The organism is Flavobacterium esculini, assembly GCF_048284325.1.
GTDB lineage: Bacteria > Bacteroidota > Bacteroidia > Flavobacteriales > Flavobacteriaceae > Flavobacterium.
In genome coordinates, this window is the sequence record NZ_JBLVPI010000008.1 from 1 (window position 1) to 16,330 (window position 16,330).

General features: G+C 33.0%; 19 protein-coding genes and 1 pseudogene. 4 read left to right on the top strand and 16 right to left on the bottom strand.

The features are described 5' to 3' along the window. Positions 1-380: 380 nt before the first annotated feature. The 13 genes from ACNQGG_RS08600 to ACNQGG_RS08660 form a co-directional block, all read right to left on the bottom strand. A complete protein-coding gene (locus ACNQGG_RS08600; protein WP_417963031.1) occupies positions 381-980 on the bottom strand; it encodes an REP-associated tyrosine transposase in 600 nt (199 codons plus the stop codon). 443 nt (positions 981-1,423) lie between these two features. After that, a complete protein-coding gene (locus ACNQGG_RS08605) occupies positions 1,424-2,068 on the bottom strand; it encodes a biosynthetic peptidoglycan transglycosylase (RefSeq protein WP_417963034.1) in 645 nt (214 codons plus the stop codon). A gap of 166 nt (positions 2,069-2,234) precedes the next feature. Then, positions 2,235-2,996, bottom strand: coding sequence for a tryptophan synthase subunit alpha (gene trpA, locus ACNQGG_RS08610; protein WP_417963036.1), 762 nt, complete (start codon positions 2,994-2,996; stop codon positions 2,235-2,237). Positions 2,997-3,062: 66 nt separating this feature from the next. After that, positions 3,063-3,380, bottom strand: a complete 318-nt coding sequence (locus ACNQGG_RS08615; protein WP_417963039.1) for a gamma-glutamylcyclotransferase family protein — start codon at positions 3,378-3,380, stop codon at positions 3,063-3,065. 142 nt (positions 3,381-3,522) lie between these two features. After that, positions 3,523-4,704, bottom strand: coding sequence for a tryptophan synthase subunit beta (trpB, locus tag ACNQGG_RS08620; RefSeq protein WP_417963041.1), 1,182 nt, complete (start codon positions 4,702-4,704; stop codon positions 3,523-3,525). A 4-nt stretch (positions 4,705-4,708) separates the two neighbouring features. Continuing rightward, positions 4,709-5,350, bottom strand: coding sequence for a phosphoribosylanthranilate isomerase (locus ACNQGG_RS08625; protein WP_417983609.1), 642 nt, complete (start codon positions 5,348-5,350; stop codon positions 4,709-4,711). Positions 5,351-5,406: 56 nt separating this feature from the next. Then, the gene (gene trpC, locus ACNQGG_RS08630) at positions 5,407-6,186 is read right to left on the bottom strand and encodes an indole-3-glycerol phosphate synthase TrpC (RefSeq protein WP_417963045.1); all 780 of its coding nucleotides are present in this window, start codon (positions 6,184-6,186) and stop codon (positions 5,407-5,409) included. Positions 6,187-6,283: 97 nt separating this feature from the next. After that, positions 6,284-7,276, bottom strand: a complete 993-nt coding sequence (gene trpD / locus ACNQGG_RS08635; RefSeq protein WP_417963047.1) for an anthranilate phosphoribosyltransferase — start codon at positions 7,274-7,276, stop codon at positions 6,284-6,286. 126 nt (positions 7,277-7,402) lie between these two features. Further along, the gene (locus tag ACNQGG_RS08640; protein ID WP_417963049.1) at positions 7,403-7,810 is read right to left on the bottom strand and encodes a GNAT family N-acetyltransferase; all 408 of its coding nucleotides are present in this window, start codon (positions 7,808-7,810) and stop codon (positions 7,403-7,405) included. A 72-nt stretch (positions 7,811-7,882) separates the two neighbouring features. Then, positions 7,883-8,449: an anthranilate synthase component II gene (locus tag ACNQGG_RS08645; protein ID WP_416849698.1), complete on the bottom strand. Its 567-nt coding sequence runs from the start codon at positions 8,447-8,449 to the stop codon at positions 7,883-7,885. Between the two features lie 155 nt (positions 8,450-8,604). Continuing rightward, positions 8,605-10,005, bottom strand: a complete 1,401-nt coding sequence (locus tag ACNQGG_RS08650; RefSeq protein ID WP_417963052.1) for an anthranilate synthase component I family protein — start codon at positions 10,003-10,005, stop codon at positions 8,605-8,607. Between the two features lie 275 nt (positions 10,006-10,280). Beyond that, positions 10,281-10,847 carry a YceI family protein gene (locus ACNQGG_RS08655; protein ID WP_417963054.1) on the bottom strand — a complete coding sequence of 189 codons (567 nt, stop codon included), beginning with the start codon at positions 10,845-10,847 and terminating at the stop codon, positions 10,281-10,283. 295 nt (positions 10,848-11,142) lie between these two features. Further along, positions 11,143-12,420: a hypothetical protein gene (locus ACNQGG_RS08660; RefSeq protein ID WP_417963055.1), complete on the bottom strand. Its 1,278-nt coding sequence runs from the start codon at positions 12,418-12,420 to the stop codon at positions 11,143-11,145. 225 nt (positions 12,421-12,645) lie between these two features. Between ACNQGG_RS08660 and ACNQGG_RS08665 the strand changes: the two genes are divergently transcribed. From ACNQGG_RS08665 to ACNQGG_RS08680, 4 genes and pseudogenes are all read left to right on the top strand, one after another. Then, on the top strand, positions 12,646-13,173 hold the full coding sequence (locus ACNQGG_RS08665; RefSeq protein ID WP_417963057.1) for a transposase: 528 nt from the start codon (positions 12,646-12,648) through the stop codon (positions 13,171-13,173). A 50-nt stretch (positions 13,174-13,223) separates the two neighbouring features. Then, a complete protein-coding gene (locus ACNQGG_RS08670) occupies positions 13,224-13,481 on the top strand; it encodes an IS3 family transposase (protein WP_417963059.1) in 258 nt (85 codons plus the stop codon). Beyond that, positions 13,478-13,804, top strand: coding sequence for a DDE-type integrase/transposase/recombinase (locus ACNQGG_RS08675; RefSeq protein WP_417963272.1), 327 nt, complete (start codon positions 13,478-13,480; stop codon positions 13,802-13,804). The genes ACNQGG_RS08670 and ACNQGG_RS08675 overlap by 4 nt, the downstream gene beginning before the upstream one ends. 15 nt (positions 13,805-13,819) lie before the next feature. Then, positions 13,820-13,957 (top strand): annotated as a pseudogene (locus tag ACNQGG_RS08680) (IS3 family transposase); the annotation flags it as partial. A 119-nt stretch (positions 13,958-14,076) separates the two neighbouring features. Here the strand turns inward: ACNQGG_RS08680 and ACNQGG_RS08685 are convergent. The 3 genes from ACNQGG_RS08685 to ACNQGG_RS08695 are packed head-to-tail and all read right to left on the bottom strand — an operon-like array spanning position 14,077 to position 15,769. Continuing rightward, complete coding sequence (locus ACNQGG_RS08685; RefSeq protein WP_417963061.1) at positions 14,077-14,643, bottom strand: YceI family protein; 567 nt, start codon at positions 14,641-14,643, stop codon at positions 14,077-14,079. A gap of 27 nt (positions 14,644-14,670) precedes the next feature. After that, a complete protein-coding gene (locus ACNQGG_RS08690; protein ID WP_417963063.1) occupies positions 14,671-15,303 on the bottom strand; it encodes an NAD(P)H-dependent oxidoreductase in 633 nt (210 codons plus the stop codon). Positions 15,304-15,316: 13 nt separating this feature from the next. Beyond that, positions 15,317-15,769 carry a MarR family winged helix-turn-helix transcriptional regulator gene (locus ACNQGG_RS08695; RefSeq protein ID WP_417963065.1) on the bottom strand — a complete coding sequence of 151 codons (453 nt, stop codon included), beginning with the start codon at positions 15,767-15,769 and terminating at the stop codon, positions 15,317-15,319. Positions 15,770-16,330: the final 561 nt, after the last annotated feature.

Below are 16,330 nucleotides of genomic sequence, written 5' to 3' on the forward strand. Positions count from 1 at the left end.
GTAGCGTCATAAAAGTCTCTGACTTTTGAATACTTTTTTTTAAGAACATGTTGTAGAGCAGAAGTGTTTGTTGTGTATGCTGCGCAAATGTCCCTTGCTTTCCGAAGTGTTTGTTGTTTATGCTGTGCAAATGTCTCTGACTTTGCGTAATTTTCAGCGTCTGTTTAAATTAGTAGCGTCATAAAAGTCTCTGACTTTTGAATACTTTTTTTTAAGAACATGTTGTAGAGCAGAAGTGTTTGTTGTGTATGCTGCGCAAATGTCCCTTGCTTTCCGAAGTGTTTGTTGTATATGCTGCGCAAATGTCTCTGACTTTGCGCAATTTTCAGCATCTGTTTAAATTAGGTAGTGTCATAAAAGTCTCTGACTTTTGTACTATTTCATTGCTGATTGTATTTTACAAAAGCATTCGAATCTAAAACATTAATGATTGGATTATCTGCTTTTTCTATTTTTAATAACCCGGAATCGTTTATGTAATTGCTTGCGCTGGAATAAATATAGTGTGAAGCCTTTTCAACTAAACCGGCTCTTACTGGATTCAGATGAATGTAATCTAATTTAGACCACATAAATTTATTGCTATAAATCTCTTCTGCATGATTTCCGTATTGCCAAAATTGATAATTTTTGTTTCTTGTATGCTTTTCTGCTGCTAGTTTGAAGCGTTCTAGCATCCATTCTTTTCGGCTTTCTGGTACAGCTTGGATTTTATCCAAAATGTTTTTCGCAGTGAATTTTTTGAAATCTCTTATCAAATCTGATAATTTCCCGTCTTGAGATTGAATAATTAAATGAATGTGATTACTCATAATAACATAACCATACAAAATCATTCCTTTGTTTTTTATGCAGTAATCCAAAGATTCTATTATACTATCTCTGTAATTTTGCCTGGTAAAAATATCTATCCAATCGACAACAGTTGCCGTAATATAATGTGGTAAAGTTTGGTCTCGAATTACATAGCCTTCTTTCATTTTGACGTATTTTTACTATAAAAATAACGATTTTAATGACTTGTTTGTGTTTTTTTAATTTAAGACGATGAAAGTCAGAGACTTTATGGCATTTTAGTTTTAATGGCATGTTCCTAAAATTGCGCAAAGTCAGAGACATTTGCGCAGCATTAACGAGAATTTTATTTTTTTTAAAGAACACTTTGCGGAGCTGTTTTTTTTTAATTTAAGACGATGAAAGTCAGATACTTTATGGCGTTTTGTTTTAATGGCAAGTTCCTAAAATTGCGCAAAGTCAGAGACATTTGCGCAGCATTAACGAGAAATTTATTTTTTAGAAGAACACTTTGCGGAGCGGGCGACATTTGCGAAGCATTTACGAGAAATTTATTTTTCAGAAGAACACTTTGCGGAGCTGGGCAAAATCAGAGACATTTGCGCAGCATTAACGAGAAATTTTTTTTTTAAGAACACTTTGCGGAGCTGGGGAGACATTTGCGCAGCATTAACGAGAATTTTATTTTTTTTAAAGAACACTTTGCGGAGCTGGGGAGAAGTCTCATCCTAGAATTGGCTTTTGCAACATTTGCCATATAATAATTAGGTCCTCTTAAGATTGTGATCAGATACAATACTTCTGAATAATTTAAAGCTTCCGGCTCTTTATCAAAATAGCATAAACTTGCACTTCTTACTCCACGTATATTTCTACCAAAATAGATATTATTGAAATATAGATTTAGAATTTCGTCTTTCGAAAATTTATTTTCCAGCTCTCGCGCTTTCAATGTTTCTCTAATTTTTCTAGATATTGTTTTGGAGTTTTCTCTCAATAAGTTTCTTGCAAGTTGCTGAGATATTGTGCTGCCTCCTTCTATAACCTTTAGATGGACAAGGTTTCGAAATAATGCTCTTGTAATACCCCTAAAATCAATCCCAGAATGTTCAAAAAATCTTTTGTCCTCAATTGGAACAATGAAATCTTTAAATTTAGTAGGGATTTTTGACGATTCTGCCTTACACTCATAATTATCGGAAACCACAGCAAAGGCCTTTCTATCGCTGCAATGCTTATTATAAATTACAAATCCTTCAAATTCTTTATCCATAGAAAATCGTGAGTTTTCATAGGTCTGATAAACCTCAGACTTATTGGTTACGCTAATATATAAAAATAATCTTATAAAAAATTAAAATTAATATTGTTCGACCATAAAAAAAACGGCGTTTAAATGAACTTTAAACGCCGTTTTGATATTATATAAAAGAAGTTCTTTATCGAATCGCTTTCACAAACTCTTCAATTTTTCCTGTTCCATTTTCGGTTAAATGGGTGATGAATGCACTTCCTATAATCGCTCCTTTTGCAAATTGCGTGGCTTGATTAAAAGTCTCAGCATTATTGATTCCAAATCCAATTACTTGAGGATTTTTTAGATTCATGTCGGCAATGCGTTTGAAATATTCCTCTTGGGCGCTTCCAAAACCAGTTTGCGATCCCGTAACACTTGCAGAACTGACCATATAAATAAATCCATCAGATACTCCGTCAATAAAATGGATGCGCTCGTCAGAAGTTTGTGGCGTAATCAAGAATATATTTTTCAAGCCGTATTTCTCAAAAGTAGTTTTGTATTCATCGGCATAGACATCAACTGGAAGATCAGGAATAATTAAACCGTCAATTCCAATCTCCGCACATTTCTGGCAGAAATTCTCGATTCCGTATTGTAACATTGGGTTAAAATACCCCATAATCACTAGAGGAATAGATACCGTTTTACGGATATCCTTTAATTGGTCAAACAAAACTTGTGTTGTCATTCCGTTATGCAACGCTTGTGTGGAACTCGCTTGAATAGTAGGCCCATCTGCCAATGGATCGCTGAATGGCAATCCAATTTCAATCATATCAATACCGCTTTTTTCTAAATCCTGAATGATTTGTACGGTATCATTTAAGCTAGGATATCCCGCAGAGAAATAAATGGAAAGTATCTTTTTGTCTTCTTGTAATTTTTGATTTATTCTGTTCATTGCTTTATTTTTTGTCCTAACAGGTTTTTAAAAGCTGTTAGGTGTATGTTTTTATATTTACAATTATTAATTTTCCATATAAATCCATGCAACTATTCCAGATTTCAATGTTATTTGAACTCTTTTATACGCGTTAGATTCGAATTGATCTGCTTTAGTTAGATCTTCACTGGAAACAGTAAAAACAATACCATCTATTTCATCCGAAGGATTTTCGCTTGGTGTTGCTACAAAATAATCTGCCATTCCAAATTCTTCTTCTATTTTTAGATCTTTTAGTTTATAGCCTTTGAGTTGGTCTAGTGTTCCAGTCAATAGCTTGTTAAAAACCTGCATTTGAATTTCTTTAGACTGTAATGTTCCGTAAGAGAATATATTTTCCATAATACTATTTTTTCTCGTTATTTATTTGCGTTAGGGATGGAAACGACATCCTTTTTTGTGGTTTTTTCTACCACAAAAAAGATATAGTGTACAGCCCGACCCGACTTTTTTTTGGGAGGGTAACGCCCAAATTATTCTTCTGTTATAATTTAAAATAATCGATATAGGTATTCAAATCTTTGTCCCCGCGACCGGAAAGATTGATGACCACAATATCTTCCGGTTTAAATTTCATTTCGTCTAGAACGGCAAATGCATGCGCACTTTCGATAGCCGGAATGAGCCCTTCCATTTGTGATAATTTTAATCCCCATTGCATGGCTTGATCATCTGTAATGGAGATGAATTGTGCTCTTCCTGTTGCAAATAAATTAGCGTGCATAGGACCTACACCCGGATAATCCAGTCCTGCCGAAATGGAATAGGGCTCGGTGATTTGACCATCAGTAGTTTGCATCAACAGAGTTTTACTGCCGTGAATAACGCCTACTTTCCCTAACGCCGATGTAGCGGCACTTTCGCCTGAATCGACTCCTAATCCAGCTGCTTCGACTGCTATAATGTTCACGTCTTCGTTGTCCAGAAAATGATAATACGCACCGGCCGCATTGCTACCACCACCTACGCAAGCAATTACATAATCAGGGTTTTCACGACCTTCTTTCTCTAATAATTGTTCTTTGATTTCCTTAGAAATGACACTTTGAAAACGTGCCACCATATCCGGATACGGATGTGGACCCACTACAGAACCGATGATGTAATAAGTATCAACAGGATTGTTAATCCAGTCGCGAATGGCCTCGTTAGTGGCATCTTTTAAGGTTTTTGAACCCGAAAGCGCCGGACGCACTTCGGCACCCAACATTTTCATACGAGCTACATTTGGCGCCTGGCGTTTGATGTCGATTTCTCCCATATAAACGATGCATTCCAGTCCCATTAATGCACAAACAGTTGCTGTTGCAACGCCATGTTGACCGGCACCGGTTTCGGCAATGATTCGTCTTTTACCCAAACGTTTGGCTAATAAAATTTGTCCTATGGTGTTGTTCACTTTGTGCGCGCCAGTGTGGCATAAATCTTCTCTTTTCAGGTAGATTTTAGTGTTGTATTGTTCTGATAGCCGTTTTGCAAAATAAAGCGGAGTAGGGCGGCCTACATAATCTTTAAGCAAGGCATCAAATTCAGCCTGAAATTCTGGTTCAGCTGTAATTTTTAAATAATTTTGGCGTAATTCTTCCACATTTGGATATAACATTTCAGGAATGAAGGCGCCTCCAAATTCTCCGTAATAGCCTTTTTCGTTAACGTTGTATGACATAATTTTATTTTTTTATTTTGTTTCCTGTAGAGACGCACTGCAGTGCGTCTCTACATAATTGTATGTTTTTTAATCCGGGCTCTATTTCAAATTTACTGTTTACATCAATGGCGTAAATGGGTAAATTGGTTTTCAAAATTTCATTCACGGCGTCCATTTCATTAATTCCGATTCCGCCACTCAAGAAAAATGGTTTGCTTGAAGGATACTTTTCTAATACTTTCCAATCGAATGTGGTTCCGTTTCCGCCGGGTAATTTTCCTTTAGTATCAAAAAGAAAATAGTCACAAACGGCTTCAAATGGTTTCAGCAGCTCAAAATCAAAAGAATCATCAACAGAGAATACTTTTATGATTTCAATTGAATTATCTATTTTATCCTTTAAATCCAAACAAAACTGAACCGATTCTTGTCCGTGCAATTGAACGGCTTGCAAATCGTATTTTACTATTTTTTCAAGAATTTCATCCTGTGTAGCATTTACAAAAACGCCCACTTTTTTAATCGATTTTGGTAAATCTGGAATACTACCTTCAAAATAGCGAGCTGATTTCTCCCAGAATATAAATCCCATATAATCGGGTAGGAGCGAACCTACTTCGATTATATTATCGGGATATTTCATGCCGCAGATTTTGAGTTTCATAGTTATTTAGTCTAAAGTTTGAATGTCGTAAAGTCTGAAAGTCTTCTTAAATCCATTTATAGTTGCTTAATAAATTCCGTTGCTGCTTTTCCTGCATTATCCGTTTTCATAAAGTTTTCTCCAATTAAGAATCCTTTGTAACCAAAAGGTTTTAATTCATTAATCGCTTCAACGGAAGAAATCCCGCTTTCGGAAACTTTAACAAAGTCATTCGGGATTTGCGCTGCCAATTGCTTGCTGAAATCTAAACTCACTTCGAATGTTTTTAGGTTTCTATTGTTTACACCAATCATGTCTAATGTGGGCATAATCGATTTTTCCAATTCTTCCTGATTGTGGACTTCTAATAAAACTTCGAGTCCTAAGCTTTTGGCAAATTCAGATAATGATTTGATTTCGCCTTTTGTTAAAACTGCTGCAATTAGCAAAATTAAATCGGCTCCATGTGCTTTGGCTTCTAATATTTGGTATTCATCAACAATGAATTCTTTTCGCAATAATGGAATATTTACTGTGGCTCTTGCCAAAAGTAAATCGTCTAAAGAACCACCAAAATATTTTCCATCCGTCAATACCGAAATTCCACAAGCACCAGCATTTTCATAGCCTTTGGTTACTTCTTCAACAGTAAAGCTATAATTTATTTCTGCTTTGGAAGGCGAACGGCGTTTGTGTTCAGCAATAATTCCTGACGTGCTGTTTCTTAAATTATCGCTCAAAGAAATAGTCTTTTTTTCAAAGAAAACCGAAGCTTCCAATTGCGAAACGGGAATGATGGATTTCTTGAGAATGACTTCTCTTTTTTTGTCAACTATAATTTTATCTAAAATATTCATTTTTTTTTGTTTAACGTTTTCTTTGTTTAACGTTTAAAGTTGCTCCTCGTTTGTAATAGTCCTTTCCACAACTTTAAACCTTAAACTTTAAACTATTTTATTTACTCAATTCTTGTAATGTTTTCAAAGCTACAAGTCCTTTACCGGATAGTAAGCTTTCTTTTGCTATTTGAAATCCTTCTAAAGGAGAACATTTTGTAACGGTTGCAATTGCCATTGCAGCATTGGCGCAAACTACATTATTTTGAGCTTCGGTTGCTTTTCCTGAAATGATATCAGTAAATATTTGAGCGGACTCTTCGATAGTTTTTCCACCTTCGATTTCGCTTTGCAATAAAAGACGAACACCAAAATCTTCCGGATTTAACATTCCTTCCATTGAACTGGTAATCATTTTTGTAGGTCCTGTCAATGAAACTTCATCATAACCGTCAAGCGAATGCAAAATTGTAAAATTCACATCTGTATTTTGGTACAAATACGCATACATTCTGGCCATTTCTAAATTGAAAACACCGACCAATTGATTTTTAGGAAAAGATGGATTAACCATTGGTCCTAACATATTGAAGAATGTTTTTACTGCCAATTCTTTTCGGATGGGGCCCACATTTTTCATAGCGGGGTGAAATAAAGGTGCATGTAAAACACAAATTCCTGCTTTATCGATGCATTTCTCCAGAAAATCAGTGTCATTGCTGAACTTGATCCCCATTTTTTCCATCACATTACTAGATCCAGAAATAGAAGAAACACCGTAATTTCCATGTTTTGCTACTTTTATTCCTGCTCCCGCAGCCACAAATGAAGCCAAGGTTGAAATATTAAAAGTGTCTTTTCCATCACCACCCGTTCCGCATAAATCAATGGTATTGTAAGCTGATAAATCCACACGGATGCACAGTTCCAACAATGCTTCCCGAAAACCGGCAAGTTCTTCTATACTAATGCTTCGCATCATATAAACGGTCAGAAAAGATGCAATCTGACTGGTGTTATAACTTCCGTTGGAGATATTTACCAATACGTTTTTTGCTTCTTCTTGCGAAAGCATTTCGTGATTGATTAGTCTGTTTAATATGTTTTTCATTTTTCCTCCCCCAGCCCCTCCGAAGGAGGGGAGCTCCTATTGGGGTAAATAGGGTTTTAATTAATTTAATCTTAAATTAAAGTGTAGTACTGACTGCTAACTAAATACTGAAAACTGTCTACTTTTTTAATGTTCATTTCCTTTATAAATCCACATTGGTTCTGTTTGTCCAGCGCGTTCAAAACCATTTTTTTTATAGAAATCGATCGCTTTTCCATCTGCCGTCAGCATTTGCATATGAAAGCCACTATATTTCTCTTGCATTTTATCAAAAATCATTTTGCCAATTCCTTTTCCTTGATAGTCTGGATGAACTAACAGATGTGGGTAATAAACAACTAAATATCCATCAGAAATAGCATTTCCCAGTCCAACTAATTTTTTATTTTTCCAAGCAGTAATTAAAGTATCCGAATTTAAAAGACCATTAAACAATTGTTCTGGTTTGTCAGCTGAACTCCATTGATTTGCTTTATAAAGGGCTATTACATCTTCAATTTTTAAATCTTTTATTTCAGAGATTTGTATATCCATTTTGTTTTTTTATTGAAAAATACAACTGTGTAAAGACATTACACTGTATACAGACGTTGCAGTGCAATGTCTCTACGATTTTACCCAATTCTCCAATATCTTTTTCCCATTTGGGGTTAACACACTTTCCGGATGAAATTGTACCCCGCGCACATCGTACGTTTTGTGTCGCAAGGACATCACTTGTCCATTTTCGTCGAATGAAGTCGCTTCCAGAACATCAGGCAAATTGGTGTCAACCACCCAAGAATGATAGCGTCCTACTTCAAATTCATTTCCTAATCCTTCGAATAAAAGCTCGTCATCCACCACTGTTTTTACCATCGTTGCTACGCCATGATATACTTTATCCAAGTTAGAAAGCGTTCCTCCATATACTTCTCCAATAGCTTGTTGGCCTAAGCACACACCAAAGATACTTTTTGTTGGGCCATATTTTTTAATGACTTCTTTCAATAATCCCGCTTCATCTGGAATACCAGGTCCGGGAGAAAGAAGAATTTTATCGAAAACTGCAATTTCATCAATATCAAATTCATCGTTTCTGTAAACGGTTACTTCGCAATCTAAATCTTCGAGATAATGCACTAAATTATAAGTGAAACTATCGTAATTGTCTATGACTAATATTTTTTTCATGTTCCTCCCCCAACCCCTCCGAAGGAGGGGAGCACCTATTGGGGTAAATAGGTTTTTTAATTGTTATTTTTAGTTACAACTCGATAAGTTGCTAATTTTTTAGATTTGGCTCCCTTCCCTTTGGGGAGTCCCGAGGCTTCGGGAGGGGAGGGGATTTATATTGTTTCTGCTAAATCCAATGCTTTATTCAGCGCTAATAATTTATTATATACTTCCTGCATTTCGCTTTCTTCATCAGAACTGGCTATAATTCCTGCTCCGGCCTGACAATGCAATTGATGATTTTTGCTCAGGAAAGTACGAATCATAATAGCATGATTAAAATTACCATCAAAATCCATAAAACCGATAGCACCACCATAAAAAGTCCTATTGGTTTTTTCATAATCTTCGATGAGTTGCATCGCTCTGTGTTTTGGCGCACCGCTTAATGTTCCTGCCGGAAAAGTATCGGCTACGACTTGCATCGTTGTTGCGCTTGGATGCAAATGCCCTGTTACTTTAGAAACTAAGTGAATAACATGCGAGAAAAATTGAACTTCTCTATATTTTTCAACATTCACATTATGGCCATTTCTGCTTAAATCATTTCTGGCCAAATCTACCAACATGACATGCTCACTATTTTCTTTTTTATCTACAGATAATTCTTTGGCGAGTATGGCATCTTTTTCGTCGTCACCAGTTCTTTTGAAAGTTCCTGCGATAGGATGAATTTCGGCTTTACGGTTTTTTACAATAATTTGGGCTTCTGGTGAAGAACCAAATATTTTGAAATCGCCATAATCAAAAAAGAATAAATAGGGTGAAGGATTGATGCTTCGCAAGGCCCTGTATACATTGAATTCATCGCCTTTAAAACCTTGGGTAAACCTTCTGGATAAAACCAATTGGAACACATCACCACGGAAACAATGTTTTTTGGCCAAAGCCACATTATACTTGAATTCGTCGTCTGTCAAATTAGAAAACCCGGCTCCTTCTTTAGAGAATTTATAAGAAGCAATATTTCGGGATTGTAATAATTGTTCGATTTCTGAAATATTGTTTCTTCCGTCTAAACTGTGACAGAAAATGTAAGCTTCATTCTTGAAATGATTGATGGCAATGATATTTTGGTACACAGCATAATAAACATCAGGAATAGAAATGCTATTGTCTTTTTTGGCAATTGTTACTTTTTCGAAATAACGAACCGCATCGTACGAAATGTAACCAAACAAACCATTATTGATGAATTTGAAATTATTCTTCTCTGATTTGAACTGACCTGAAAACTCTTGAATTACCTGTGGAATATCAGTAGTTTTGTCAATGTTAATTTTCTCAAAACTGCCATCAGGAAAGGTTTTGTAGATAATTTCATTTTCTATTTTTATAGAAGCAATCGGATTGCAACAGATATAAGAAAAACTGTTGTCACTACCATGATAATCACTACTTTCCAATAGTAAACTATTTGGGAATTTATCACGAATTTTGAGATACACACTTACTGGAGTAATAGTATCTGCAAGGATTTGCTTGTAATTTGTATTTAGTATAAAAGGTTTCAATTTGTATGTTTTTTAGTGTTTTGTGATAGTGATAAAATGGGCACAAAAAAAAAGGCCTGTCGTGATGACAAGCCTTTTATCTTTATAGTTTAATAATACTATAGGAAGCTTAGTTCACGACGATTGACGTAAATTGTACCACCACCAAGTATTGTTTATTGTTGTTTTCATCATTTTTTTCTTGTGACAAATATATAAATGAATTTTGATTATTCAAAAATAAAAAACCAAAAAAAATATTAAATTTCATTCTTTTTTGTTAAATAAATTTTTGCTTAAAATACTAAATCAACATTTAATTCAAATTCATCGTAAATAGTTTTGTCTCCCAAATCATCAAAATAACTTCCTGAGCCGTATTTTATATCATATTTTGTACGATCAATTTTCAAAGCAGCTTTTGCTGTATTTCCTTTTATAATAAAATCAAATTTTACGGGATTAGTAACTCCTTTTATGGTCAAATCAGCAGTGACAGCATAAACGTTATTGCCTTTATCTCCAATGCTTTTAAAAACTAAATTTGACGTGTTGTATTCATCAATACCAAAAAATTCATCGGATCTCAAATGGCCTTCTAATTTTATTTTTGACTTTCCTGTTTGATCTGTATTTATCAGTGATTTCATATCTGAAGTAAAATTTCCTCCAACCACTTTATTGTTTTTGAAAATAATGTATCCGTCTTTTAGTTTTATTGTTCCTTCATGTTGACCAGTTACCTTTTTTCCAACCCAATTAATTTTACTTTTAGTGACATCAATTTTATTGGTTTGTCCTTCTACTTTGAGAAATGTAAAAATGAGTATAAGAACGAGACTGATTTTTTTTAAATTTTTCATAACAATATTTTTAAGTTTAAGTCAAAGTTGAATATTAAAATAGTGATCCAAATTTATCTATTCAAAATCAAAGTTACAAAATCAATTCTAAGTTTAAAGAGTTCATAAGCTATATCTTAGTTAATTTTAATTATGATTTTAAGATTTGAAATTATCAATTAAAGGTGTTCCAATAAAACACTATTTAAGGGCTTTTAAAGTTGATTTTTATGGAAATTAATTTGATTGCAAAAAAAAATCCCAGCAAAACTTGTTGGGATTTATAGGAAGAAAAAATTAAAATCTAAAAAGACATTTAATTTCTGAGGGTTATGTTGGTATTTGCTTTTAGTCTAAAATCAGGTGTTTTTTTTATATTTGCTTCTATGAATAGATCGGAGTTAGTGATTTTCGCATACTGCAGAGAAAAGGAGTCATTAGCATACCAACTCATTATTTCGAGATTATTTGTTGCTACTTCACTTTGGATTTTATCCATACAATTGTTAATGAGTAAATTATGAAGATTTATTTTTACTAAATTTTCTGAAAAAGCACCTATTTTTCCATCTAACAAGGCACAAAGTTTAAAACCTGATACCACACTGTTACTAAGGCTAAAGTAGCTTTTGTCTTTAATGTAAATAGCTTCTTTGACTAAGCCTTGATTGTTATCTTCTAGGTTTGCCAAAGTTATATTTGTGGCAACTATTTTGGTTAGTCTTTTCGAAAAGTCAGTGTTTTCCATTTTATCGAAAGAGTCTATTTCAAAACATCTAGAGCCGGAAATATCAGATGAAAACGGATAACGAATAGCAATACTGTTGCTCATATTGCATTGTGCACCTTGTGTAAAATCAAAATCGTCATCTGTTGCTCTGTATGAAATGAGATTTTCAAAATTTATATCTCCACCATAACATTCAAAGGAATCATCATTGGAGAAGCTGATTTGAATAAAATTAAATTCAGTTTTTCGGCCTACACCCGCTAATGATAATCCGTTAAGTTCTTTCAGCGCATTTAGTTTTCTTCCTGAGAATTCGATACGAACATATTTTAATATTCCAGAATTACTATCTTGGTTTTCTCCTCCATAATGGCTAAGGGTAGGGTCTAAATTAAAATCTAGAAAACCAACCCCTCCAATTTTATTTATAGGAGCTTCTCCTAATAGGATGATACCGCCCCAATCTCCAGGTTTTCTAGATGATATTTCTCTATTAGAAGTGAAAATTATGGGATCTGTTTCTTCGCCTTCTGCCATAATCTTTGAGCCTTTTGTTACTACGAGAGTGCCACATGTTTCAACATCTCCTCTTATGATTGTTCCCGGTTCAATAGTCAATACCGCATTATTAGTGATGTAAACAACTCCTATTAATCGATACGTATTTTTTTTATACAGCTTAAGATCAGTATCTATTGTACCAGTTAAAATATTTGTTGCTTCTGGATATTCTTCAGCAGCAGGTTTAAAATTGGTCCAGTTTTTCATCCAATTAGTTTCACCAATAGTTCCTTTTATTTGTTGACCATTTATGGACAGGTTACATAGTAGGCTAATGAATATAACAAATAGGGCTTTTTTCATAACTAAAGTTTTTGAGGTTAATTCTTGTGATTGGGATCTTTTGTTCAAAAATACTTCGGATATGTTAAGACATTTATGCCTGTATGTTATTTGATTGTTACTATAAGTTATAGCATAAAGGATTAGTATTTTGTCTGTAAGAGTGTTTTTCTTTTTATTATAAACAGAAACCCCAACAGTTTTAGACTGCCCCCAAAAAGTTAGACACTATTTGGGGGTATTTTTATGGAAAGAAAAGTCAAGTATGATTATGCGTTTAAGCTTGAATGCATAAAATTAGTATTAGAAAAGCACTATTCTTGTAATTACGTTTCTATTGAAAAGGGATTAGAAAGATCAAACCTTCGTAAATGGATTGGATTTTATAAAGAATATGGAGCCATTGGTTTGTTGCCCAGAAAGAATCAAAGTTATTCGTTAGATTTTAAATTGGAAGTACTAAAAGCCATTGACAAAGAGTCATTGTCCCTGAGAGCTTCCAGTGTTAAGTTTAATATACCAGATACTAGTATTATTGTTAAATGGAAGAAAGATTTTGCTAATTTTGGATTAGTAGCCTTACAAGCAAAAACTAGGGGCAGACCAAAAACTATGAATGAGAATAAACGTAAAAAGCGAAAATCGGACAAACCACTTACAAGAGAAGAAGAACTTCTTTTAGAGATTGAAGCACTGCGTTGTGAGAATGAATTGCTAAAAAAGTTACAAGCCTTAATTCAAGCAGAAGAGAAAGCCAGAAAGCGCAAGCCATAATGGAGTTAAGGCATAAATTTGATTTGAATTTACTTTTAAATCAAACTAATATGGCGCGAAGTAATTTTTATTATTACCAAAAGCAAAGTAAATCCATTGATAAATATCAAGTGATCAAAGAGTTGATAAAATCCATTTATCACAAACATAAAGGCCGCTATGGATACAGGAGGATAACAGATGAATTAAACAATAAAGGAATAGTTATCAACCATAAAACCGTTTTAAAATTAATGAAACTATTAGGGCTAAAAAGTTTAATTAGAGTCAAAAATACAAATCATATAAAGGGGAACAAGGTAAAATAGCTCCAAATCTTTTAAAGAGGAATTTTAAAGCGGAAGCTCCAAATCAAAAATGGGCAACCGATATAACCGAATTTAATATCTCTGGAAAGAAATTGTATTTATCGCCTATTATTGACTTATTCAATCAAGAAATAATTAGTTATGAACTAACAGAAAGACCCGTTTTTAATCAAGTAGTTATGATGCTCAAAAAAGCATTTAAAAAAATACCCAACAAAACTAATCTGATCTTACACTCAGATCAAGGCTGGCAATATCAAATGAAACAATACCAATACTTGTTAAAAGAAAAAGGAATTAATCAAAGTATGTCCAGAAATTGAAACTGTTTAGATAATGCTATTATAGAAAACTTCTTTGGAATATTAAAATCGGAACTATTTTACATACAAAAATTTGCAAGTTTAGAAGAACTAAAGCAGGAAATTAAACAGTATATAAACTATTACAATAGCGTAAGAATTAAGTCAAATTGAAACAAAATGAGCCCGATACAATATCGAGCTCATTATTATCAAAATTAATTATAAATTTGTCCAAAATTTTGGGTGCAGTCTATTTGATTTTGGGGTTTTAATATATATATTATTAAATATTAGAATTTCAAAGCTACTGCTAATTCAAAATCATCAGAAATTGCTTTGTCTCCAATGCTACTGAAGATACTTGCAGAATTATATTTGATACCGTATTTTGTTCTGTCGACTTTAAATGTAGTTGCAGCAGAATTAGTTGTTGTTGCAAGATCAAAAGTAATAGGATTAGTTATCCCTTTTATTGTTAAATCACCAGTTACAGTGTAAACATTTGGAGCTTTCACAGTTACTTTTTTGAAAACTAATGTTGAAGTTGGAAATTTTTCAGTTCCAAAGAAATCTTCTGATTTCAAGTGACCGTTTAATTTTCCTTGGTATTCCCCTTTAAGGTCAGTAGCTGTTAATGAAGTCATATCAACAACAAAAGTTCCACTTCTTAATTTTTTCCCTTTAAAAACTAATGTACCTGATTTAAGGTTAACTGTTCCGTTGTGTTGTCCGGTTACTTTTTTTCCAACCCAGTTGATTGAACTGTTTGTAGCGTCTACTTTCTTCGTTTGAGCTGTTACTGATAAAGTAGATAAAACTACTACTAATGCTAATGCGATTGATTTGAAATTTTTCATCTGTTTAAATTTGATTTTAATTAATAATTATAGTGTAATAAATAATTCTTCGTTTGATTTTCTAACTTTTTTGTAATGTTGAGTTGCGTCCTCCTCGTGTCTGTACCCTAATGTTGCAATCAATGTGGCGCTCAGGCCTAGTTTGTCTAATCCTAATATTTCATTCACCTGTGTAGGAATGAAACCTTCCATTGGAGTAGTGTCAATTTTTAGTTCAGCAGCTGCATTCAATAAATTCCCTAAGGCTAAATAGGTTTGTTTTGCGGTCCAAATGTTTTTAACTTCAGTTTCTAATGTAGAAATTTTAGATTTCATAAAATCACCATAACCAGACAAAGCTTCAATTGGAGTATTTCTTGTTACACTAATGTTTTTCAAATAACTATCAATTGTTGTGTTGTCAACGTTAGTTTCATTCGCAAAAATGATTAGATGAGAAGCGTCAACAATTTGAGATTGTCCCCAAGCGGCTGGTTGAATTAGGGCTCTTAATTCTGGATTTTCAACGATTATTACTTTATAAGGTTGTAATCCGTAAGAAGATGAACTCAAACGAATGGCTTCTTTTAAAGTATTTAAATCTTCAGCTGTTATTTTTTTGGAAGCATCAAATTTCTTTGTTGCGTATCTCCAGTTTTGATTTTCTAAAAATGTATTCATGGTTTTAATGTATTTAATTTCTGTATTTTTCCAATAGATAATTTAATTGTTCTAATTCTTCGGTATTTAATTTTTTCGAAAATAATTGTTCATGGGCAATTACTTTAGGGTCTAATTCAGTTAAAATGTCTAATCCTTTTTGCGTAATTTGAACTTCAATTTTTCTTCTGTTTTCAGGGCAAACATTTCGAGTTACAAATTTTTTTAATAATAATTTATCTACTAATCGAGTTGTATTACTCGTTCTGGCTAACATACGTTCCTGTATTAAACACATATTTGCCGGATTCCCTTTTTGGCCTCTTAATATTCGTAGTACATTATATTGCTCTCCAGATATGTCATAAGGCTTCAATATCTCATTGAAATTATCTGTAATAACATTTTGAGTATATAAAATGTTCAGGGTAATTTTTTTTGAAATGTCCAATGCTATTGTACTTTTAATTTCATCTTCAATTTTCATGCCTTTATTTTTCTCATTTGTCGGTACAAATGTAACACTTTTTATATTTGTATATACAAGTGTAAGTTATATTTTTGTTAAAACTATTTTAATTTTATGTAAAGCATTGTATTATAGTAAGTTATTATTATTATTTAAGTGTTTAAGACGAATTGCTTATGATTGTTGATTTAATATTTACATAAAAGAAATATTTGTTTTCGGATTTCCATGATGTCGTAACTGGTTCTGATTTCTTATACCAAATTTATCCGAAGTGTATAATTTGACACATAAATCTCGGTAACGAAATAAGCTTATGAGATTTATTTTAAATATATTTAGAACTAATAATTTCTGATGATAATTTTCGTCATTTTGAGTGATTTTCGATATAAAATTGTATCGAGAACAAGAAAAATTTCAAAAAAGATTTTCTTTTTTTTCATTTTACTGCGCAGAAAAAAAATCGAATTAGCGTTTTTATAATTATACCCGATAGAGTATATTTATAAAAACAGCTCTATAAATAGTTTTATTAAATAATATATTAATCGTTTGGGTATTTTTATTATATTTAAA